Here is a 20507-nt window from a genome sequence, read left to right as displayed (position 1 = left end):
CCCCTATGGCGCCGGGGCCCCGGTAAACGGCCGCGCTTCGGTCCAGCCGCAGCCGGACAGCATCTGTTCGCCGCGCTGCACGGTGACGGAGAACGGATAGGTGCGGTCGGACATGCCGTCACTGCATGATCCTTCGCTGGCCAGCAGGGTGAAGGGCGCGCCATCCAGTTCGCCCGACCAGCTGGCACCGCCCCGCCCGGCGAAGCGGGTGACGGTGATGGTGCGGCCATCGGGATCGTCGACCGTGCTGAACAGCAGGGCCGTGCCGCGCAACTGCCCGCCCCAGAACGGTTCGGTGCCGGTGAAGCGCAGCGTGTCCGCCTCCGCGATCCCGGCATAGGGGCGCGTGTCCTCGCCGCCCGGCAGGCGATCGTCCGGCTGGCCCGAACAGGCGGCGAGCAGCAGCAAGGGGGCAGCGGCGGCGAGACGGATCATTGGGCAGCTCCTCGGCATGGGCCGAACCGGCTTATCGCGAGCAGCGGCTTGAGTCGACGCGCACCCGGCGTAGAAGCCCCGCATGGACATTCTTGTATCAGGGACCAGCCTGGCGGGCGATCTGCTGGCGCGGACAGCCAGCACGGCGCGTGTGCAGCAGATGGTGCAGCTTTCGCTCACACCGGCGTTCCTGCTGGCCGCGGTCGGTGCTTTCCTCAACGTGATGAACCAGCGCCTGATCTGGATCGTCGATCGCGTGCACCTGCTCGAGAAGATGGACGATGCGGACATTCGCGACGGCGAGGTGGAGGAACTCCCGGTCCTGCGCCGGCGACGCCGCTTCGCGCATTCGGCTGTGAACCTGAGCACGGGCGCGGGGCTGCTGATCTGCATTGTTGTCAGCACGACCTTCGTCAGCGCCTTCGTGAGACCGCCGCTGGGCACGCTGGTGGCGCTGGTGTGGATCGCGGTGATGGTGCTCGTCTTCGGCGCCCTGCTGTCCTTCCTGTTCGAGACGCAACTGGCAACGAAGTCGTCCAGGGATACCCGCCTGCTGTCCCGCAAGCTGGCCGAGCGCGAGAACGACGCCGATACGAGATGATCCAGGCAGTTGGCGCTGGCCAAGCGCTGCGACCCTGCCTAGCCTCCCGGTCAGGCAGGGGGGCATGAATGTCGGTAGGATCGATCATCGGCGGCGGCGTGCGCCTGATGCGGGAGCAGCCGGGGACCGTCGCCATATGGGCGGCGATCCATCTGGGGGTCGTGGGGCTCGGCATTGCGGCCATGCAGCCATGGACAGCGGCGATCGTCGCGATGCAGCGGCAGCCTGTGGACCCGGCAATGCCACCGCAGCTGCCCTCCGGCATGTTCGGCGGACTGTTCCTCCTCTACCTGGCGATGCTGATCCTGATGGTCGTCGCCTTTGCGGCGGTGGTCCGCGCCGTGGTGCGGCCCACAGGCGACCGGTTCGCCTATCTGCGGCTAGGGATGGACGAGCTTCGGCTGTTCGGCCTCGGCGTGATCCTGGTGATCGCCGGCCTGATTGCGGAGATGGTCGCGATCCTGGCGGTGGTGCTGGTCGCCGGCCTGGTCTCGCTGGTTGCCGGCCACGCGGCGGCCGCGATCGCCGGGGTGCTCCTCGGGCTCGCGCTGTTGTGCGGCGCCTTCTACGTCCAGGTGCGTCTCTCGCTGTCCGGTGCGCTGACGGTGATGCGTGGCAGGATCGCCATACGGGAATCCTGGCGCATGACACGGGGGCACTTCTGGACTCTGGTCGGTGTTTTCGCGGTCCTGTCCGTCGGGTTCATCCTCGTGATGATCGTGGCTGTCGCCCTGACCAGCCCCGGGCTGCTCTCCGCCTATGCCAGCATGGATCCGACGGCGATCACGGCCGCGGCACAGCAGCAGATCGACCGGCAGACTGCGGGGCTGACGGCCGGCCTGATCGGGCAACTGGTGGTAAGCGCGCTCGCCGGCACGATCCTGGGGGTGGTCTTCTGCGGGGCGGTGGCGACCGCTGCGCTCGAACTTGGCGGAGACATGTCGGTTGCGGACGCTGCAGGGCAGGACCGGGGCATCGACTGACCCCGGATTCGGCAGGATGGAAGGGCCGCCCGCGCCAGCTAGTCCAGCCATCCGCCGGAGAGACGATCCATCGCCGCCTGCAGGATGATCGCGGCAGCATGCGAATCGATGCGGGTGGCGCGCTTGGCACGGCTCATGTCCTGGGAGATCATCGCCCGCTCCGCGCTCTGGGTGGACCAGCGCTCGTCCCACAGCAGGATCGGCCGATCCAGACCTGCGCAATTGCGGGCGAATGCCCGGGTCGCCTGCACGCGCGGCCCGGCGCTGCCATCCATGTTGAGCGGCAGGCCGAGCACCACTCCTGCAACGCGCCGCTCCGCGATCAGGTCGCGCAGGATGGCGAGATCGGCCGTGAACTTGCCGCGGGCCAGCGTCCTGCCCGCGCTGGCGAAGCGCCAGCCGGGATCGCAGAAGGCGGTGCCGATCGTCTTGGTGCCGAGGTCCAGCCCCAGCAGCACGCCGCCATCAGGCAGCGCGCCGGCAAAGGCACGGGCGTCGTCCGTGATCAGGGTGGCGGTCACCGGCTCTGCCATGTCGCCACCCGCCGGGCCAGATCCGCGCGCAAGTCCTGCCAGAACAGGGGAATGTCGTAGACGTGGTAATTGTTGCCCGGCAGCACATAGGGGCCAAGCTCCGGCGGATCGCCGATCAGCAGCAGGCCCTGTTCGTCGCAGCGGGCCGGCACCGCGCCCGGTACCAGCCGGCCGTTCGCCAGCCCTTCATCGGGTACCAGCGTGCCGGCATTGGCGCTGGCGGGCGCTTCTCCGCCGATTGTGCCGGTCAGCGGGTTGAAGCACAGGATCGGGCTGTTGCCGCGGCTCTCCCCGTCATAGCCGGGCGAATTGGCATAGGTATCCAGCAGCAGGCCCGGATCGGCGGGTTCGGCAAAGCTGGACCAGCCCAGGATGCAGCCTGCCTGCGCTGGCGTGGCGCAGGCGGGCAGGGGCAGGGCGGGCAGGTCATGGGCGACAGATAGCGGCCAGCCGACGGCATAGACCGCGGCGATCCGGTCCGCGACCGGCGTGCCGGCCACCTGCTCCCGCAGCAGGCGCAGCACGTGCAGCGCACCCTGGCTGTGGCCCGCCAGCACGATTGGCCGGTCCGGCTCGGCCTCGGCCAGGAACAGGGCGAAGGCCTGCGCCACGTCGGCATAGGCCGCATCCAGCGCCTGGGCGCCCTCGGGTGCGTCGGTCAGGAAGGCGCCGAATGTCGCCTGGCGGTAACGCGGCGCCCATAGCTGCGCCGCCTGGTTAAACGGGCTGGCGAGGCCGCGCACGAAGGTGCGGGCGCGCGATTGCGACTGGGCATCGTCCAGCGGGGCGTTCCAGCGGGCCCGCTCCAGATAGGAGGTGGGATGGACGAAGAACACCGCCACCGGCAGTTCCGGCCCGGCATCCACGCCCGGCGGCAGCCAGCGGGCCGGGTCGGTATCGCGCTGGAAGCGGGGATGGGACAGCCACATGCGCGCATCCGCATAGGCATTGCCGGCCAGCGGCGCCTGTTCCTCGAACGCGGTGGAGGGGATCAGCGCCACACGCGTCAGGTCCTGCCCCCAGATGCGCAGGGCGAACAGCACCGCCGCGCCGAGCAGGATCAGCCCGGCAAAGACATACAGGAACTTACGCGCCATGAGTCGTCGGTGCCACCATGCCGCGTTCGCGCGCTTCCAGCCGTTCGCTGCGGCGTTCCAGCGCGACCTTGATCATCGCCATCAGCGGATCGGCCAGGAACAGGCCCAGTATGCCGAACAGGATGCCCATGATCAGCTGCGCCGCCAGCACCAGCGCCGGCGCCAGATCCACTGTCTTGCGCGCGATCAGCGGCACCACGACGTAGCCGTCGAAGCCCTGCACGATCACGTAGACGGCGATGGTGTACAGCCCCATGTCCACCCCGCCCGAAAAACCGACGAGCACCATCAGCAGGCCGGATACGACCGCGCCGACATTGGGCAGGAAGGCCAGCAACCCGGTCAGGATGCCCAGCAGCGCAGCCATCGGCACGCCCCAGGCCGCCAGCAGGATGTAGGTCAGCACGCCTTCGAACACCATGCCGACCAGCCGCCCGGCCAGCAATCGCCGCATCGTGCTGGCCATGCGCAGCATGGTGATGTGGAAATCGTCGCGTGAGCCACGCGGCAGCATCCAGCCGAGCCCGCGTTCGTACAGACGCGGCTCCAGCGCGACATAGATGCCGATGATCAGGATCAGGAAGATCGTGGTCAGCCCGCCGAACACGCCGCCGATATAGGAGGTGACCATGCCCACGCCGCTCATCAGCTGGCCCGCCAGGGTCTGCACGGTGCCAAGGTCGATGGAAACGCCGCGGTTCTGCAGCCAGGCCAGCGTGCGCATGCCCTGCTGCTGCACCAGCGTCGGCAGCAGCGCCGCCTCCTGCGAGATCGACGAACCCGCGAAGTAGAACAGCCACAGGAAGAAGGCGAGCGACAGGATCAGCACGATCAGGATGCGCCAAGACCGGCCGAGCGGCAGCACGCGCCCCAGCAGCCGGGCGCCGCCATCGACCAGCCCGGCGAACACCAGCCCGCCGAAGATCACCAGCAGTGACTGGGAGATATGCACCAGCAGCACCGCCAGGCCGACCACCATGACCCAGGCGATTGCCCGCTGGACCTCGAAGCGGATTTCCGGATTGAGGATGCGGGTCGGGCTGACCCGGCGATCCGGGACGATGCCCTCGTCGTCGACGGTTTCGGTGCTGCCGGGTTCGCTCATTGCGGGTCGCGTTCGGGCCGCAGCGATGTGCCGGCGCGGCCGGAGCGGAATGCCGAGAACCAGCTCGCCGGGTTCCAGCCTTCGCTGCCGTCGAGCGAGAAGGTGACCAGTTCCGCCCGGCCGCCCACATCGGCGATCGGTACCGGACCGCCCAGCCCGTTGCCGATCGGCGCGGCTTCTGCCCGGCTGTCTGCCGAATGGTCGCGATTGTCGCCCATCAGGAAGACATGCCCGTCGGGCACGGTCACTTCGGGCCGATTGTCGAGCAGGCCATCGGGATTGTCATCGATTACCAGATAGCTGGCGCCGTTGGGCAGGGTTTCGCGAAGGGTCGGCGGCTCGTAGACCTGGCTGCCATCGGCCAGCGTCACGCGGAAACGCTCGAACGCGGCGAGGCAGGGGGCGCCGCCGCACAGCTGCCGGTCGGCCACGGGGATGCGCTGCGGCGGCACCATCTCCTGCGGCACGGGCTCGCCATTCAGGATGATCTGGCCATCCGCCACCGCGATCCGGTCGCCCGGCAGGGCGACGACGCGCTTGATGTAATCCTCTGCCCGGTCCGGCGGGACCACGATCACCACGTCGCCATAGGCCGGCGTCGCGGGCATGATGCGCCGGGTGGAGCGGGGCAGGAGGTGGAAGCTGGCGGACACCCAGCTCCAGCCATAGGGATATTTGCTGACGATCAGCCGGTCGCCGACCTGCAGGTTCGGCAGCATGGAGATCGACGGGATGTAGAACGGCTTGGCCACCAGGCTGTGGAAGGCGATCACCGCCAGCAGCATCAGCGCCAGGCCGCGCAGTTCGGCCAGCCAGTTCACGCCCCGGTGCGGCGGTGTGTCAGCGAGGGGCGCGACCTGCTCGGCCACGGGCGGGTGCAGGCTGTCGCCGGGGGCGGAGCTCATCGGGGGCGGGCTTCCAGGATGATGAAGGCCTGCGCCCATGGGTGATCGTCGGTGAGGGTAAGATGAACAACCATCTCGTGCCCCGCCGGCGTCAGTTCCGCCAGCCGTGCCGCCGCCCCGCCAGCCAGCGCCAGGGTCGGTGCGCCGGACGGGGTGTTGACCACGCCGATATCCTTCATGAACACGCCGCGGCTGAAGCCGGTGCCGACCGCCTTGCTGAACGCCTCCTTGGCGGCGAACCGCTTGGCGTAGGTGCCGGCACGGGTCAGCGGGCGCTTGGCCGCCCTGGCCCGTTCCACATCGGTGAAGCAGCGCTGTTCGAACCGGTCGCCATGCCGGTCGAGCGCGGCCTGGATGCGTTCGATGTTGCACAGGTCGGAACCTAGGCCGATGATCATCTAGCGAACCGCATCCATCAGATCGCGCATCTGCCGCACGGCCGCCTCCAGCCCCACGAACACCGCCTCGCCCACCAGGTAATGCCCGATATTCAGTTCGGCCAGTTGCGGGATGGCGGCGATCGGCTGCACATTGTCGTAGGTCAGGCCGTGTCCGGCATGCGGCTCTATGCCGTTCTTCGCCGCCAGCGCGGCCATGTCCGCCACACGGCGCAGCTCAGCCGGCAGGGTGTCAGGGCCGGCATGGGCATATTCGCCGGTATGGAACTCCACCACCGGCGCGGCCAGGCGCAAGGCGGCCTCCAGCTGGCGTTCCTCCGGCGCGATGAACAGGCTGACGCGAATGCCGGCATCCAGCAGTCGGCCGACGATCGGCGCCAGGCGGTTGTGCTGCCCGGCGGCGTCCAGCCCGCCTTCGGTGGTGCGTTCCTCCCGCCGCTCCGGCACGATGCAGGCGGCATGCGGCCGGTGCGCCAGCGCGATCGCCAGCATCTCTTCCGTCGCGGCCATCTCCAGGTTCAGCGGCAGGTCGGTCGAATCCTGGATGCGCCTGAGATCGTCATCGCGGATGTGGCGGCGGTCCTCCCGCAGATGCGCGGTGATGCCGTCGCCGCCAACCTGCGCCACGATCCGGGCCGCGCGCACCGGGTCCGGATGCTCGCCACCGCGAGCGTTGCGGATGGTGGCGACATGGTCGATGTTGACCCCCAGCCGCAGGCGCCCGCCCGTGCTCCCCGTCAGCGGACCGCCCCCGACCAGCGGATTGCCCGCCATCAGGCGCGGCTGCCCGGCTTGGTGACCGGGCGCGCGGCCAGCTCGGGCGGTAGTTCCTCGGGCGCGTAGGTGGGGAAGTTGATCTCCACCAGCGGGTAGAACGGCACGCCCAGCTCGACAGCCCCGGCGGAGCGGTCCACCAGCGCGACCTCGGCCAGGACCTCGCCCCCGGCAGCGGCGACCGCCTTGATCGCCTCCCGGCTGGACAGGCCGGTGGTGACGACGTCTTCCACCATCAGCACCCGGTCGCCCGGCTTGATGGAAAAGCCGCGGCGCAGTTCGAACGTGCCTTCGGGCCGCTCCAGGAAGATGGCGTCACGCTCCAGCGCGCGGCCGACCTCGTGCCCGATGATCAGGCCGCCCATCGCGGGGGAGACGACCACATCGACATGGTGGCGCAGCTCGCGCGGCATCTTCTGGACCAGCGCCCGGGCCAGTCGCCCGGCCCGCTCGCCATTCATCAGCACGCGGGCGCATTGCAGATAATAGGCGCTGTGCCGTCCGCTCGACAGACGGAAATGTCCTTCCAGCAAAGCATGGCTGGCGCGAAATTCGGCAAGCACCTCGTCATCGGTCATGGTCGGCGTCGATATCCCCGTTGCGGCCCGTGCACGGCGGCGCGGATCCGGCGTCCACCCGTAGAAGCGCTTGATGCACGGGGCAAGCGGGCGCGTGGCCGATGCTTCGGCAGCCACCCGGGCCGGCAGGCTGCGCCGGTGACAGCGCTGCACGCGCCGGTTGCCTTCCCTGCCGATTGCTGCCACTTTGCAACGATTAGTTGGCAATATTACAGACCGGCGGGGAAATGAACCTGGGCATTCTTGCATCGCGGCCAGCACGCCGCCTGTTGCCGCTGCTTGCGGCGCTTGCGCTGGGCGGCGGAGCCGTATCGGCCGTGGCCGCGGTACCCGCGACCGAGCCCGGCGCTGCCGTGACCAATGTGGAAGACACGCAGTCGCCAAACGTGGCGGCCGAGAGCGTGCCCCAGGCAGCCGCAGCGGAACCGTCCACCACCAATGCGGTGGTCGGCGAACAGGCGGCAACCGGCGGCTACACCCCGCTCGGCCCGGAATGGATCAAGGGACAGCCGAGCGACGGCGCCATGACCTTCCAGAACCAGTACACCCCCGACGGGCATTATGCGCTGTGGATGCATGATGCGATCCTGCTGCCGCTGATCGTGGCGATCAGCCTGGTGGTGCTGGGCCTGCTGCTGTGGGTGGTGGCCCGTTACAACCGGCGTGCCAACGCGACGCCCAGCCGCACCAGCCACAACACGCTGATCGAGGTGATCTGGACTGCGGTGCCGGTGCTGATCCTGGTCGCGATTGCGGTCCCGTCCATTACGCTGCTGTCCCGACAGTATCGCAGCCCGCCGGAAGACGCACTGACGGTCAAGGTCACCGGCTACCAGTGGTACTGGGGCTACACCTACCCGGACAATGGCGGGTTCGAGGTGATCTCCAACATGAAGGACGAGGGCGAGGCGCTGGCCGGTGGCGAGCCGCCGCAGCTGGCGGTCGACAACCGTATGGTCGTGCCGGTGGGCGAGCCGATCCGCATCCAGACCACCGGCGCGGACGTGATCCACTCCTTCGCCGTGCCCAGCCTGTGGTTCAAGATCGATGCGGTGCCCGGGCGCCTCAACGAACGGGTGCTCTTCATCGAGGAGCCCGGCATCTATTACGGCCAGTGTTCCGAGCTGTGCGGTGCCCGTCACGCCTACATGCCGATCGCGGTCGAGGCCGTGCCGCGTGCGCAGTTCGATGCATGGCTGCTGTCCAAGGGCGGCACGCTGGGCGGGCCGGAGAGCGAGGGCGCGCAGGCGCCGACGCTGGCTCCGCCGCAGGAACCCGAAAGCGGCGTCGAGGGCGCACCCGGCGCCGGTGCGCCGCCCACGGCGGAAACCGCGCCCGGCACTCCGGTCCCGGAAGCGACCTGACCTGATGCCGCGCGCCACCATCTTCCTTATCGCAGAACATCCAGCCAGGATCCGCTGACCATGGCCACCACCGCCGACGCCTTCCAGGCGCACCACGACGATCACGCGCATCACCACGATGCCGATCACAAGCCGCCCTTCTTCCAGCGCTGGTTCATGTCCACGAACCACAAGGACATCGGTACGCTGTACCTGATCTTCGCGATCTGCGCGGGCATCATCGGCGGCGCGGTGTCGGGCATCATGCGTGCCGAGCTGGCGGAGCCGGGCATCCAGTATCTGGGCTGGTGGGTCGAGTTCCTGGGCGGCGGCCCGGCCGATTTCGACAAGAACGGCCATATGTGGAACGTGCTGATCAGCGCCCATGGCCTGATCATGGTGTTCTTCATGGTCATGCCGGCAATGATCGGTGGGTTCGGCAACTGGTTCGTGCCGCTGATGATCGGCGCGCCGGACATGGCCTTCCCGCGGATGAACAATATCAGCTTCTGGCTGACGGTCGCGGGCTTCTGCTCGCTGATGTTCAGCGCCTTCGTGCCCGGCGGCACGGGGCTGGGCGCGGGCACCGGCTGGACGGTGTATGCTCCGCTGTCTACGAGCGGCAGCGTCGGGCCGGCGGTCGATTTCGCGATCTTCTCGCTCCATCTGGCAGGCGCCGGGTCGATCATGGGCGCGATCAACTTCATCACCACCATCTTCAACATGCGCGCCCCCGGCATGACGCTGCACAAGATGCCGCTGTTCGTGTGGTCGGTGCTGGTCACCGCCTTCCTGCTGCTGCTGGCGCTGCCGGTGCTGGCCGCGGCGATCACCATGCTGATCACCGACCGCAATTTCGGCACGACCTTCTTCGACCAGGCCGGCGGCGGCGATCCGGTGCTGTACCAGCATCTGTTCTGGTTCTTCGGCCACCCGGAGGTGTACATCATGATCCTGCCGGGCTTCGGCATGATCAGCCAGATCGTGGCGACGTTCAGCCGCAAGCCGGTGTTCGGCTATCTCGGCATGGCCTACGCCATGGTGGCGATCGGCGTGATCGGCTTCGTCGTGTGGGCGCACCACATGTACACGACCGGTCTGGACGTGAACGTGAAGATGTATTTCACGGCCGCGACCATGCTGATCGCGGTACCGACCGGCGTGAAGATCTTCAGCTGGGTCGCCACGATGTGGGGCGGCAGCCTGGAGTTCAAGTCGCCCATGGTCTGGGCATTGGGCTTCATCTTCCTGTTCACCGTCGGCGGCGTGACCGGCGTGGTGCTGGCCAATGGCGGCGTGGACGACAATTTGCACGACACCTACTACGTCGTGGCGCACTTCCACTACGTGCTGTCGATGGGCGCGGTGTTCAGCCTGTTCGCGGCATTCTACTACTGGTTCCCGAAGATGAGCGGGCGGTGGCATTCTGAGCTGCTGGCGCACATCCACTTCTGGGGCTTCTTCATCGGCGTGAACGTGATTTTCTTCCCCATGCACTTCCTGGGCATGAACGGAATGCCGCGCCGCTATCCGGACTACACGCCGGCCTTCACCTACTGGAACGAGATCGCCTCGACCGGCTATCACATCATGGCGGCGTCCATGCTGGTGTTCTTCGTGAACATTGCCTGGGCACTGGTCGCGGGCCGCAAGGCGGAGGGCAATTACTGGGGCGAGGGCGCCACCACGCTGGAGTGGACCCTGTCCAGCCCGCCGCCCTTCCACCAGTACGAGACGCTGCCGGTGATCGAGGAGCATCACGACTATCACGACCACATCGGCCCCGCCGGTGGCAGGCCCGCGCACTGAGACAGTGCCGGGCCGCCGGTCATCGCCGGCCCGCATCCGCGGGCGGCGGTGCCTAGTGGCGGATGAACAGCGCCACTGACAGCACATGGCCCATGCGCGTGGTGCCTGCGCCGTCGACCAGCTGGTTCAGGTAGCCGGCCTCGATTGTGGACGCGCCCGGCAACGGCAGTTCGGCGCCCACAAAGGTGCGCAGTTGGTCGAACCCGCCGCGCGCGCCCCAGTCCGTGTCGTTGAGTGCGACGAACCCTTCCACCGACCCGAGCAGCGCAGGACCGCCCGCCTCCTTGAGCGCGTGCTCGTAGCGGATCATCTGCCGCAGGCGGAAACCGGTATCGTCACCCGCCTCGTTCCAGCGCTGTTCGAATCGGGTGCGGGACTGGATCTCGCGCCGGCCACGTTGCACCATCCACGTCGCCTGCTGGAACGACCGGTCCTCGTCCCGCGATCCGCCGCCGGCCACCGGCTGCAGCACCTTGGCATACCCTTGGAAGAGCGTGAGATCCGGCGTCACCGCCACTCCGATCGCCGGGCGCAGCAGCGTCTGCGACACGCGCGACAGGTCGTCCGACACCCGTGGCTGCACCTCCGCGAAGTAGACGATGCCGTCGGCGAGGGAGCCCGTCAGGGTCAGGTTGCCCCACGCCTGCAGATCGTGTTCGGTCTGCGCGTGAACGGACGGGGCGGCAGGATTGACGGCCGCGATCAGTGCGGCGACGACGAGGGCAGGGGTATGACGCATGGGTACCCCTAAAGCAGCTTCGCCTGCCACGCACAACGCAGACGCCTGACGGTTGGCCGGGACGCGCAGGCCCGCTATAGGGCAGGGCATGTCCCTGAACCCGGCGTCCCCCGCGCCACCCCCTGCACCGGCGATCCAGCTGCCTGCCGACTGGCGCGACTTCCTGGCGCTGACCAAGCCGCGGGTGATGAGCCTGGTGGTATTCACCGGCCTGTGCGGCCTGCTGGCAGCGCCCGGCCACATCAATCCCGTGCTCGGCTTCACCGCGATCCTGTGCATCGCGCTGGGCGCTGGCGGCGCCGCGGCGCTGAACCAGTGGTGGGAGGCGGACATCGATGCGCTGATGAAGCGCACGGCCAGGCGCCCGCTGCCCACCGGCCGCATGGCGCGGACCGATGCCCGCGATTTCGGCATTGCGCTGTCCTGCGCCTCCGTCGGCATCATGGGCCTGGCGATCCACTGGCTGGCGGCCGTCGTGCTGGCGATCTCCATCGTCTATTATGCGGTGGTCTACACCATCTGGCTGAAGCCCCGCACGCCGCAGAACATCGTCATCGGCGGCGGCGCCGGCGCCTTTCCCCCGCTGATCGGCTGGATCGCGGTCACCGGTGAAGTCACGGCCATGCCGGTGCTGCTGTTCGCCATCATCTTCCTGTGGACGCCGCCGCATTTCTGGGCGCTGGCGCTGTTCGTGCGCACCGATTACGCAAATGCCGGCATCCCCATGCTGCCGGTCGTGGCCGGGCAGGCGGCGACGCGGCGGCAGATCCTGCTCTATTCGCTGGTGCTGCTGCCCGTGACCCTGGCGCCGTGGGCGATCGGCGGCACCGGCGCGATCTACGGGCTGGCGGCACTTGCGCTGTCGGCGCTGTTCGTGGTCCTGGCGCTGCCGGTGGCGTTCCGCCGCAGCGGGGACGGGGATCCGATGCGGCCGGAGAAGCGGCTGTTCGGTTACTCGGTATTGTATCTGTTCGCGCTGTTCGGCGCACTGGTGGTCGATCGGATGGTGCTGGCATGAATCTGCGCGAACAGGATGAGGCGATCCGCCGCACCCGCCGCAACCGCAACCGCGCGCTGGGGCTGTTCCTGCTGTTTCTGGTGGTGCTGTTCTACGCCATCACCTTCGTGAAGTTCGGCGCCTGATGGCCAGCGTCCCGCTGCAGCAGCGCAACCTGCGCACCGGTCTGCTGGCCCTGCTGGCAGCGCTGGCCATGCTGGGCCTGGGCTTCGCCTCCGTGCCGCTGTACCGCCTGTTCTGCGAGGCGACCGGCTTCGGCGGCACCACGCAGCGGGCCAGCCTGGCCGATGCCGACCTTGCCGCGCAGTTCGCCGCGAGTGGGGGCGGGCGGCAATTCTCCATCCGGTTCGATGCCAACACGGCGCGCGGCATGGGCTGGCATTTCGCGCCACGGCAGACAACCGACCGCATCACCATCGGCGAACGCGACATGGTGATCTTCGACGCGCGCAACGATACCGACGAGCCGATCACCGGCACGGCCACCTTCAACGTGGAACCGGCGCAGGCGGGCGTTCATTTCAACAAGATCCAGTGTTTCTGCTTCACGGAACAGGTGCTGCAGCCGGGGGAGAGCGTCGCCATGCCGGTGCTGTTCTTCGTCGACCCGGCCGCGGCGGACGACCCGAACATGAAGGATGTGGAGCAGATCACGCTGAGCTACACTTTTCACCGCAAGGAATAGCGGCACTGGACCGCGCCGCAGCGGCGGATTAGACATACTGCAAGAACATCGAAGTCACGGGATCAGGGCATGGCTGGCGCAAAGAACCACGAATATCACATCCTGCCGCCGTCGGTCTGGCCGCTGGTCATGTCGGCGTCGGCGCTGACCTTCACCAGCGGCATGGTGCTGTTCATGCACGACCTGCCCGCCGCGGGCGTGGTGCTGGGGCTGGGCATTGCCGGGCTGATCGCGGCGTTCTTCTTCTGGTTCAGTTCCATCGTGGGTGAAGCGCAGGCGGGCGATCATACGCCGGTGGTGCAGCTGCACCTGCGGTACGGGATGATCACCTTCATCGCGTCCGAAGTGATGTTCTTCGCCGGCTGGTTCTGGGCCTGGTTCGATTTCGCGCTGTTCCCGTCGGAGCTGACCGAAGTGGTCGGGGGCATCTGGCCCCCTGCCGGGATCGAGGCAGTGATGGACCCCTTCGCTCTGCCGCTGCTCAACACGCTGATCCTGCTGTGTTCGGGCACCACGGTCACCTGGGCGCACCATTCGCTGATCCATGGCGATCGTGAAGGGCTGAAGACCGGCCTGTGGCTGACGATCATCCTGGGTGTCGTGTTCAGCTTCGTACAGTTCTACGAATATGCTCACGCTCCGTTCGCGTTCGGCGGCAACACCTATTCCAGCGCCTTCTTCATGGCGACCGGCTTCCACGGCTTCCACGTGCTGGTGGGCACCATCTTCCTCGCCGTCTGCCTGCGCCGGGTCTATGCCGGGCACTTCACCCCGCGCCAGCATTTCGGGTTCGAGGCGGCCGCCTGGTACTGGCACTTCGTGGACGTGGTGTGGCTGTTCCTGTTCATCACCGTATATGTCTGGGGCGGCTGGGGCGCCGAATACCACTGATGACGTCGGCCCCGCAGCGGCGGGTGCCGCTGCTGCCCACGGTGCTGGTGCTGACGGCGGTCGCCCTGATGCTGGCGCTGGGCGTGTGGCAGCTGCGGCGTTCGGAGTGGAAGGGCGACATGATCGCCCGCTACGCCGATGCGCAGAACCTGCCGCCGGTCGCCTGGCCCGGCACCGCGTCCGCCCGAGAGGCGGCGCTGTATCGCCCCAGCAGCCTGACCTGCCTCCAGGTGCTCGCCATGCGGGAGACCGCCGGCCGTTCCGTCCGTGGTCAGTCGGGTTGGGCGCATGTCGCCCGCTGCCGGCTGGCGGAAGGTGGCGAGGCGGAGGTGGCGCTCGGCTGGTCCGCCGCACCTGCGCCCCCCGTATGGAGCGGCGGCAGAGTGACGGGTGTGGTCGCGCCTGCGGGTGAAGACGTGCGGCTGGTGGCTGATCCGCCGCAGGCCGGGCTGGAGGCGCTCGTCCGCCCCGATCCCAAGACGCTGCCGAACAATCACCTGTCCTATGCCGGGCAATGGTTCTTCTTTGCGATCACCGCGCTCGTCATTTACGCAATGGCATTGCGCCGCCGGGCCGATCCCGTGGACCTTGCCTCGTCCGCTACCGGCCGCTAGGCGCGCTGGCACGATGGACTACATCTCCACTCGCGGCACCGCGCCCGCGCTCGACTTCGAACAGGTGACGCTGACCGGCCTGGCTGCCGATGGCGGGCTGTACCTGCCGCGTGAATGGCCGCGCTTCACGCCGGAGCAGATCGGCGCCATGCGCGGCCTGCCCTATGCGGAGCTGGCGGTGCGGGTGATGCTGCCCTTCGTCGGCGACAGCCTGACCGAAGACAAGCTGCGCGACATTGCCACCCGCGCCTATGGCCGCTTCGGGCACAAGGCGGTGACCCCGCTGGTGCAGCTGGACGAGCAGCACTGGCTGCTGGAGCTGTTCCACGGCCCGACGCTGGCGTTCAAGGACGTGGCGCTGCAATTGCTGGGCCGCCTGTTCGAGGAGTTCCTGCAGCGGCATGAGGGGCGGCTGACCATCGTCGGCGCCACCAGCGGCGACACCGGTTCGGCTGCGATCGATGCTGTGGCCGGGCGCGACAATGTGGAGATCTTCATGCTCCACCCGCATGGCCGCGTCAGTGACGTGCAGCGCCGGCAGATGACCACCGTGCTGGCGCCCAACGTGCACAACATCGCCATCGACGGCAGCTTCGACGATGCGCAGGCCATGGTGAAGCGCATGTTCGGCGATCGCCAGATCAACGGCCCATTGCGGCTGGGTGCGGTGAACTCGATCAACTGGGCCCGGCTGATGGCGCAGGTGGTGTATTATTTCTATGCCGCGCTGCAGCTGGGGGCGCCCGAGCGGGAGGTCGCCTTCAGCGTGCCGACCGGCAATTTCGGCGACGTGTTCGCGGGCCATGTGGCGGAACGGATGGGCCTGCCCATCGCCCGGCTGATCGTCGCCACCAATGTGAACGACATCCTGCACCGCGCGTTTTCCGCCGGTGACTACTCGGCCGGCCTGGTCACCGCCACCGCGGCGCCCAGCATGGACATCCAGGTGTCGAGCAATTTCGAACGCCTGCTGTTCGATTGCGGTGGGCGCGACGGCACCCTGCTGGCCGAACAGATGCGCAGCTTCGAACACAGCGGCGCCATGCGCCTGACCGAAGCGCAGATCGCCGGCGCTGCGCGGGGCTTTGCCAGCTGCCGGGCGGACGAGATCGAGATGGCGCAGGCGATGGCCTGGGCCAAGGATCGCTGTGACGAGCTGATCGACCCGCACACCGCGATCGGCCTGCATGCGGCGCTCGCCTCGGCCCTGCCGGCGCATGTGCCGGTGGTGACGCTGGCGACCGCGCACCCGGCCAAGTTCCGCGACGCGGTCGAACGCGCCACCGGCCAGCGCCCCAGCCTGCCGACCCGCCTGGGCGACCTGTTCCAGCGGGAGGAACGCTATACCGAACTGCCCGGCACGTACGAGGCGGTGACCGGATATGTGCTGCGCCATGCGCGCCCGCATGGCTGATGGCACGATTGGCTGAACAGCCGCTGGTGCTGGCGGGCACCGGCTGGGACGATTACGCGCTGATCGACAGCGGGGATGGGCGCAAGCTGGAACGCTATGGCCCGCATCGCCTGATTCGCCCGGAAGGGCAGGCGCTGTGGCCGCCGCGGCTGGCCGACTGGCAGGCCGATGGCGAATTCATTCCCGGATCTGACGAGGATGGCGGCGGTCGCTGGCTGTTCGATCGCGCGCTGCCGGCCGATGGCTGGCCGCTGGCGCGTGGCGATGTGCGCTTCACCGCGCAATGCACCCCCTTCCGCCACCTGGCCTTCTTCCCCGACATGGCCCCGGTGTGGGACTGGATGGGCACGCAGCTGGACGACATGGCGCAGCCGGCGGAAACGCTGAACCTGTTCGGCTACACCGGGGTCGGCACGCTGTCGCTGTCCGCGCATGGCCCGGTGACGCATGTCGATGCGAGCAAGAAGTCGGTTGCGCAGGCGCGGGCCAATGCCACCCTGTCCGGCATGGAGGAGCGCCCGATCCGCTGGCTGGTGGACGATGCCGCCAAGTTCGCCGCGCGCGAGGTGCGTCGGGGCAAGCGTTACGACGGCATCATCCTGGACCCGCCCAAGTTCGGCCGCGGCCCCGATGGGGAGGTCTGGCGGCTGGAGGAGCACCTGCCCGCGCTGCTGGCCTCCTGCCGGCAGCTGCTGGATGGCGACAGCCGCTTCCTGTTCCTGACGGTCTATGCCGTGCGCATGTCCAGCCTGGCGCTGGGCGGATTGCTGCATGGGCTGTTCGCCGACCTGCCGGGCACGATCGAACATGGCGACCTGGCCATGCGGGAGGATGGCGCGGGCGGGCGGCTGCTGCCGACGGCAATCTTCGCACGCTGGTCGGCGGGGTAGGGCGGCGGGTCGGAACGGCCCGCCGGGATCGGTGTTCTCCGACTACTCCCCACGGCGTTTGGTGCGTGCGGGGGCCGGATGACGGCGCGGCTGTTCCACGGACCGTCGCCCGCTAACTTGAAAGAACCCCCATATGGCAACGAACCCCGAAGCGGCCCTGACCCTGGTGGAGGCCGAAACGTCCGGCCTGAACGTCCGCTCTCGCGATGGCGACAATCTCGGGCATATCAAGGCGCTGATGGTCGACCGGCGCACCGGCCACTCCACCTATGCGGTGCTGAGCCTCGGCGGGTTCCTGGGCTTCAACAAGAGCTATTATCCGGTGCCGTTCAGCGTGCTGGAATTCGACGTGACAACCGGCGAGTACGTGGTCGTCATCGACCGCCGGGTGCTCGAAGGCGGGCCGAGCTGGGCCAGCAACGCGCCGGAGTTCAACCAGTCCTACGCCGACCGTGTCTCCAGCTATTACGGGACGGAGCCGACCCGCATCGTCTGACCGGCCTGCCGCAGCCCCGGCCGGTCACACCGGCGCGGGCTGCGGCGCGGTTCCCCTGGCGTAGGGGAACAGGTGCTTCAGCCGGTTGAACGGCTGTTCGACCCAGTGCCACGATGCCGCGCCCATGGCGATCGCCACCAGCGTGGCCACCACGAAGGTCGCCGGGCCCGGCTTGCCCCAGTCCAGCCCCGGCAGCACCGCGATCAGGAACACCCATGCAAAGATGTGCCAGATATACAGGCCATAGCTGATGCGCCCCAGATACCGCACCGGGCGCCATGCCAGCGCCCGGCCGATCGCCCCCGGTATGCCATGCCGCGCCGCCAGCACCAGGAACGCCATCGGCACGGTGCAGGCAAAATCCGTGATCGCATAAGGCAGCTGGATCAGCACGGATGCGCCGACCAGCGCCAGGCACAGCAGGCTGGCCCCGCCCAACCGTTGCAGCAGCCGCTCGCGCGCGGCAGGATCGCCCGCCTGACGATGCACCAGTGCCGCGATCAGTCCGCCCAGCGCCAGCGCATCCATCATCGCGGGCATCAGCACGTCCTGCGGCGGCATGCCCGGCCAGATCAGGTTGCACAGGATGCGGAAGGCGATGCCGCCCGCGATCGTCGCCACCAGCGCCGCCAGCAGCCAGCGGCGCGGCAGCAGCAGGATCACCAGCGGCCAGACGAGGTAGAACTGCTCCTCCACCGCCAGCGTCCACAGGTGGACCGTGGTCCATGGCTCCCAGTCCGGGTGGCGCGCGTACCACAGGTTGGACAGGAAGGTGGCGTGGTACAGCGACGTCCCCCGCACGCCCTCCACGTTCAGCGCCACGCCGGTGGCGAGCATCAGGTAATAGGTCGGGAACAGCCGCAGGATGCGCCGGGCGTAGAAGCTGCGCAGCAAGGGCCCGAGCGGGGCCGGGCTGCCGGCCGGCCGCTGTTCCAGCAGGATGCCGGTGATCAGGAAGCCGCTGAGCACGAAGAACAGCCGCACGCCCAGATGCCCCAGATGGCCCGACTGCAGCCAGTAATGCGTGATCAGCACGCACATCACGGCCAGCGCGCGCAGGCCGTCCAGCTGCGGGAAGTGCCGTCCGGCCATCTGGCGCGGGGCACCGGCGCTGCCTCCGGCCATGCGTACCTCCATCTGCATCGAACCCCTCTCGCTCGGGCGATTGTCGGGCAATCCGGGCCACCTTGCAACCGTGCCCGGCTGGACAGCGCCGTGTGTGCCTGCCATCGGACACGCATGGCCGACCGACTGACGCTGGAGATCGCCGATTTCGTGCATGACGTGCACACCGGCATCTATTCGGAGGAAACGGGGAAGCCGCAGCCGCTGCGTTTCACCGTCACGGTGGAGCTGAAGCCTGCCGAGCGCTACGCGCCGGACACGCCGCTGTCCGCCAGCAAGAATTACATGGACCTGAAGTTCGCCGCCTCCGGTGCCTTGCCGCCGGGGGTGCATTTCACCCTGATCGAATCGGTGGCGGACCATGTGGCCGACACGCTGTTCGTGGCCGATGCCCGGGTGCAGGTGGTGACGGTGAAGATCGTCAAGCTGGCGCTGAGCGAGGCGGACGAGCTGATCGGCATCACCCTGCGCCGGGAACGCCGCTGATGGCGCAGGCGGTGCTGGTGACGGAACGGTCCCCGGCCGCGCCGCTGGATGCCGCCGCCGCCTTCCACGCCGCGGACCTGCCCCGGGCCCGCGCGCTGCTGGCGCAAGGCGGCGATCTCGTCATCCATTTCCCGCCCGCGGACCACACGCACCGCGGCTGGCGGCTGGCCGTCGTGCAGGAACTCGCACGGGAGGCGGCACCACGGCGCGTCAACGGCGTTGAAGGGCATGATGATCCAGCGACCGCCGCCACCGTCGCCTGGCTGGCGGATGCGCCCGCCATCACCGGGCAAGTGTTCGCCGTGGATGGCAACGCCGGCATGGCCGCCTAGATTGGCTGCCGGATGAGCTGTTCTTCAGGCCCCCTCGTGGATGCGTTCGACCGGCGCATCACCTATCTCCGCCTGTCGGTGACCGACCGGTGTGACCTGCGCTGCACCTATTGCATGCCCGAACGCATGCAGTTCCTGCCCCGCAAGGAGGTGCTGAGCCTGGAGGAGATGCATCGGCTGGCGCTGGCCATGATCGATCGTGGCATCCGCAAGATCCGCCTGACCGGGGGTGAACCGCTGGTCCGCCGCGACGTGATCGAGCTGGTGCAGGCGCTCGGCCGCCGGCTCGGCGATGGTCTGGACGAACTGACCCTGACCACCAACGGCACGCAGCTGGCCACCCATGCGGAGGCACTGTTCGCGGCCGGCATCCGGCGGGTGAACGTCTCGCTCGATACGCTGGACCCCGGCCTGTTCTTCGCGCTGACCCGACGCGACCAGCTGGCGGAGGTGCTGGGCGGCATCCGCGCCGCCGCGGCGGCGGGCCTGCAGGTCAAGCTGAACATCGTGGCGCTGAAGGGGCTGAACCGGCACGAGATCCCCGATCTGGTCGCCTGGGCGCACGGGCAGGGGCACGAGGTCACCCTGATCGAGGTGATGCCGCTGGGCGAGGTCGAGGGGGAGCGCGTCGACCACTACCTGCCGCTGACCGCCGTGCGCGACGATCTGGAGCAGCGCTGGACCCTGGTGGAGAGCACGCACCGCTCCGGCGGGCCGGCGCGGTATGTCGATGTGGCCGAAACCGGCGGGCGGCTGGGCTTCATCACGCCGCTGACGAACAATTTCTGTGCCACCTGCAACCGCATCCGGGTGACCGCGACGGGCCAGCTGTTCGCCTGCCTGGGCGGTGCGGAGCAGGTCGACCTGCGCGCCGCACTGCGCTCCGACACGCCCGACGTGCTGCTGGCACAGGCGCTGGACACCGCCATGGCGATCAAGCCGGAGCGCCATCATTTCAGCCATATCCGCGGCGCCGCGCCGGCGCAGCCGCGACACATGTCGCTGACGGGCGGCTGATGATCACACTCGTCTTCCTGGGCCGACTGGCGGAGCAGGCGGGCGGCCCGACTCGCCAGCTGCCCGCGCCGCTGGACTGGGCGGGCCTGCTGGGCGCGCTGGACACCGGCCTGGCGGCGCAGGTCGCCAGCGACCGGGTGCGGCTGGCGCTGAATGGCGGGCTGCTGGCCGACAAGACACAGCTGCGGGCAGAGGCGGGGGACGAGGTTGCCCTGCTGCCCCCGGTCAGCGGCGGCTGA

General features: G+C 68.6%; 26 protein-coding genes. 16 read left to right on the top strand and 10 right to left on the bottom strand.

Annotation, left to right across the window (positions count from 1 at the left end; translation table 11 throughout):
- Positions 1 to 3: 3 nt before the first annotated feature.
- Entirely contained in the window at positions 4 to 435 is a 432-nt protein-coding gene (locus tag PK98_RS08395) for a COG3650 family protein (RefSeq protein ID WP_039095718.1), read from the bottom strand.
- 160 nt (positions 436 to 595) lie between these two features.
- On the opposite strand from PK98_RS08395, the gene PK98_RS08390 reads away from it, so the two are divergent.
- Both PK98_RS08390 and PK98_RS08385 read left to right on the top strand, forming a co-directional pair.
- A complete protein-coding gene (locus PK98_RS08390; protein ID WP_161792419.1) occupies positions 596 to 1036 on the top strand; it encodes a DUF2721 domain-containing protein in 441 nt (146 codons plus the stop codon).
- Positions 1037 to 1104: 68 nt separating this feature from the next.
- The gene (locus PK98_RS08385) at positions 1105 to 2019 is read left to right on the top strand and encodes a hypothetical protein (RefSeq protein WP_039095714.1); all 915 of its coding nucleotides are present in this window, start codon (positions 1105 to 1107) and stop codon (positions 2017 to 2019) included.
- A 38-nt stretch (positions 2020 to 2057) separates the two neighbouring features.
- Here the strand turns inward: PK98_RS08385 and ruvX are convergent, their stop codons facing one another.
- Genes ruvX through pyrE form a run of 7 tightly spaced genes read right to left on the bottom strand, consistent with a single transcriptional unit; the run spans position 2058 to position 7409 of the window.
- Complete coding sequence (gene ruvX, locus PK98_RS08380; RefSeq protein ID WP_039095712.1) at positions 2058 to 2552, bottom strand: Holliday junction resolvase RuvX; 495 nt, start codon at positions 2550 to 2552, stop codon at positions 2058 to 2060.
- A complete protein-coding gene (locus PK98_RS08375) occupies positions 2537 to 3649 on the bottom strand; it encodes a DUF3089 domain-containing protein (protein ID WP_039095710.1) in 1113 nt (370 codons plus the stop codon). The genes ruvX and PK98_RS08375 overlap by 16 nt, the downstream gene beginning before the upstream one ends.
- Positions 3639 to 4754: an AI-2E family transporter gene (locus PK98_RS08370; RefSeq protein WP_081996090.1), complete on the bottom strand. Its 1116-nt coding sequence runs from the start codon at positions 4752 to 4754 to the stop codon at positions 3639 to 3641. Before PK98_RS08370 ends, PK98_RS08375 begins: the two co-directional genes overlap by 11 nt.
- The gene (gene lepB / locus PK98_RS08365; protein ID WP_052208221.1) at positions 4751 to 5659 is read right to left on the bottom strand and encodes a signal peptidase I; all 909 of its coding nucleotides are present in this window, start codon (positions 5657 to 5659) and stop codon (positions 4751 to 4753) included. Before lepB ends, PK98_RS08370 begins: the two co-directional genes overlap by 4 nt.
- The gene (gene acpS / locus PK98_RS08360) at positions 5656 to 6057 is read right to left on the bottom strand and encodes a holo-ACP synthase (protein ID WP_039095708.1); all 402 of its coding nucleotides are present in this window, start codon (positions 6055 to 6057) and stop codon (positions 5656 to 5658) included. Before acpS ends, lepB begins: the two co-directional genes overlap by 4 nt.
- Positions 6058 to 6831, bottom strand: a complete 774-nt coding sequence (locus tag PK98_RS08355) for a pyridoxine 5'-phosphate synthase (RefSeq protein ID WP_052208219.1) — start codon at positions 6829 to 6831, stop codon at positions 6058 to 6060. It abuts the gene before it with no gap.
- Positions 6831 to 7409 (bottom strand): orotate phosphoribosyltransferase, encoded by a 579-nt coding sequence (gene pyrE / locus PK98_RS08350; RefSeq protein ID WP_039096485.1) that lies wholly within the window; start codon positions 7407 to 7409, stop codon positions 6831 to 6833. The genes PK98_RS08355 and pyrE overlap by 1 nt, the downstream gene beginning before the upstream one ends.
- Before the next feature lie 227 nt (positions 7410 to 7636).
- On the opposite strand from pyrE, the gene coxB reads away from it, so the two are divergent.
- Positions 7637 to 8773, top strand: a complete 1137-nt coding sequence (gene coxB, locus PK98_RS08345) for a cytochrome c oxidase subunit II (protein WP_081996089.1) — start codon at positions 7637 to 7639, stop codon at positions 8771 to 8773.
- Between the two features lie 60 nt (positions 8774 to 8833).
- Complete coding sequence (gene ctaD / locus PK98_RS08340) at positions 8834 to 10561, top strand: cytochrome c oxidase subunit I (protein ID WP_039095706.1); 1728 nt, start codon at positions 8834 to 8836, stop codon at positions 10559 to 10561.
- A gap of 52 nt (positions 10562 to 10613) precedes the next feature.
- Here the strand turns inward: ctaD and PK98_RS08335 are convergent, their stop codons facing one another.
- Positions 10614 to 11300: a DUF2490 domain-containing protein gene (locus PK98_RS08335; protein ID WP_039095704.1), complete on the bottom strand. Its 687-nt coding sequence runs from the start codon at positions 11298 to 11300 to the stop codon at positions 10614 to 10616.
- 88 nt (positions 11301 to 11388) lie between these two features.
- Here PK98_RS08335 and PK98_RS08330 point away from each other — a divergent pair, with 88 nt between their 5' ends.
- The 8 genes from PK98_RS08330 (at position 11389) to PK98_RS08300 (ending at position 17308) form a co-directional block, all read left to right on the top strand.
- Positions 11389 to 12318 carry a heme o synthase gene (locus tag PK98_RS08330; RefSeq protein WP_052208217.1) on the top strand — a complete coding sequence of 310 codons (930 nt, stop codon included), beginning with the start codon at positions 11389 to 11391 and terminating at the stop codon, positions 12316 to 12318.
- The gene (locus tag PK98_RS17495) at positions 12315 to 12443 is read left to right on the top strand and encodes a hypothetical protein (RefSeq protein ID WP_268745936.1); all 129 of its coding nucleotides are present in this window, start codon (positions 12315 to 12317) and stop codon (positions 12441 to 12443) included. The genes PK98_RS08330 and PK98_RS17495 overlap by 4 nt, the downstream gene beginning before the upstream one ends.
- A complete protein-coding gene (locus PK98_RS08325) occupies positions 12443 to 13003 on the top strand; it encodes a cytochrome c oxidase assembly protein (RefSeq protein ID WP_039095702.1) in 561 nt (186 codons plus the stop codon). Before PK98_RS17495 ends, PK98_RS08325 begins: the two co-directional genes overlap by 1 nt.
- A 69-nt stretch (positions 13004 to 13072) precedes the next feature.
- Positions 13073 to 13894, top strand: coding sequence for a cytochrome c oxidase subunit 3 (locus tag PK98_RS08320; RefSeq protein ID WP_039095699.1), 822 nt, complete (start codon positions 13073 to 13075; stop codon positions 13892 to 13894).
- Positions 13894 to 14508 carry an SURF1 family protein gene (locus PK98_RS08315; protein ID WP_052208215.1) on the top strand — a complete coding sequence of 205 codons (615 nt, stop codon included), beginning with the start codon at positions 13894 to 13896 and terminating at the stop codon, positions 14506 to 14508. Before PK98_RS08320 ends, PK98_RS08315 begins: the two co-directional genes overlap by 1 nt.
- 13 nt (positions 14509 to 14521) lie before the next feature.
- Positions 14522 to 15922, top strand: coding sequence for a threonine synthase (thrC, locus tag PK98_RS08310; RefSeq protein ID WP_039095698.1), 1401 nt, complete (start codon positions 14522 to 14524; stop codon positions 15920 to 15922).
- Positions 15922 to 16812: a class I SAM-dependent methyltransferase gene (locus tag PK98_RS08305; RefSeq protein ID WP_039095695.1), complete on the top strand. Its 891-nt coding sequence runs from the start codon at positions 15922 to 15924 to the stop codon at positions 16810 to 16812. Before thrC ends, PK98_RS08305 begins: the two co-directional genes overlap by 1 nt.
- A gap of 133 nt (positions 16813 to 16945) precedes the next feature.
- Complete coding sequence (locus PK98_RS08300) at positions 16946 to 17308, top strand: PRC-barrel domain-containing protein (RefSeq protein WP_039095693.1); 363 nt, start codon at positions 16946 to 16948, stop codon at positions 17306 to 17308.
- Between the two features lie 24 nt (positions 17309 to 17332).
- On the opposite strand, the gene PK98_RS08295 is transcribed toward PK98_RS08300, so the two are convergent.
- Entirely contained in the window at positions 17333 to 18433 is a 1101-nt protein-coding gene (locus PK98_RS08295; protein WP_161792418.1) for an acyltransferase family protein, read from the bottom strand.
- Between the two features lie 114 nt (positions 18434 to 18547).
- Here PK98_RS08295 and PK98_RS08290 point away from each other — a divergent pair, with 114 nt between their 5' ends.
- Genes PK98_RS08290 through PK98_RS08275 form a run of 4 tightly spaced genes read left to right on the top strand, consistent with a single transcriptional unit; the run spans position 18548 to position 20507 of the window.
- Positions 18548 to 18919 (top strand): dihydroneopterin aldolase, encoded by a 372-nt coding sequence (locus PK98_RS08290; RefSeq protein WP_039095691.1) that lies wholly within the window; start codon positions 18548 to 18550, stop codon positions 18917 to 18919.
- Positions 18919 to 19251, top strand: coding sequence for a Rossmann fold domain-containing protein (locus tag PK98_RS08285; protein ID WP_052208211.1), 333 nt, complete (start codon positions 18919 to 18921; stop codon positions 19249 to 19251). The genes PK98_RS08290 and PK98_RS08285 overlap by 1 nt, the downstream gene beginning before the upstream one ends.
- 12 nt (positions 19252 to 19263) lie before the next feature.
- Positions 19264 to 20268: a GTP 3',8-cyclase MoaA gene (gene moaA, locus PK98_RS08280; protein ID WP_039095688.1), complete on the top strand. Its 1005-nt coding sequence runs from the start codon at positions 19264 to 19266 to the stop codon at positions 20266 to 20268.
- Positions 20268 to 20507 (top strand): MoaD/ThiS family protein, encoded by a 240-nt coding sequence (locus PK98_RS08275; protein WP_326998656.1) that lies wholly within the window; start codon positions 20268 to 20270, stop codon positions 20505 to 20507. Before moaA ends, PK98_RS08275 begins: the two co-directional genes overlap by 1 nt.

This window comes from Croceibacterium mercuriale (assembly GCF_000802385.1).
In the GTDB taxonomy this organism is placed as follows: Bacteria; Pseudomonadota; Alphaproteobacteria; order Sphingomonadales; family Sphingomonadaceae; genus Croceibacterium; species Croceibacterium mercuriale.
This window is presented reverse-complemented; position numbering and strand designations above follow the sequence as displayed.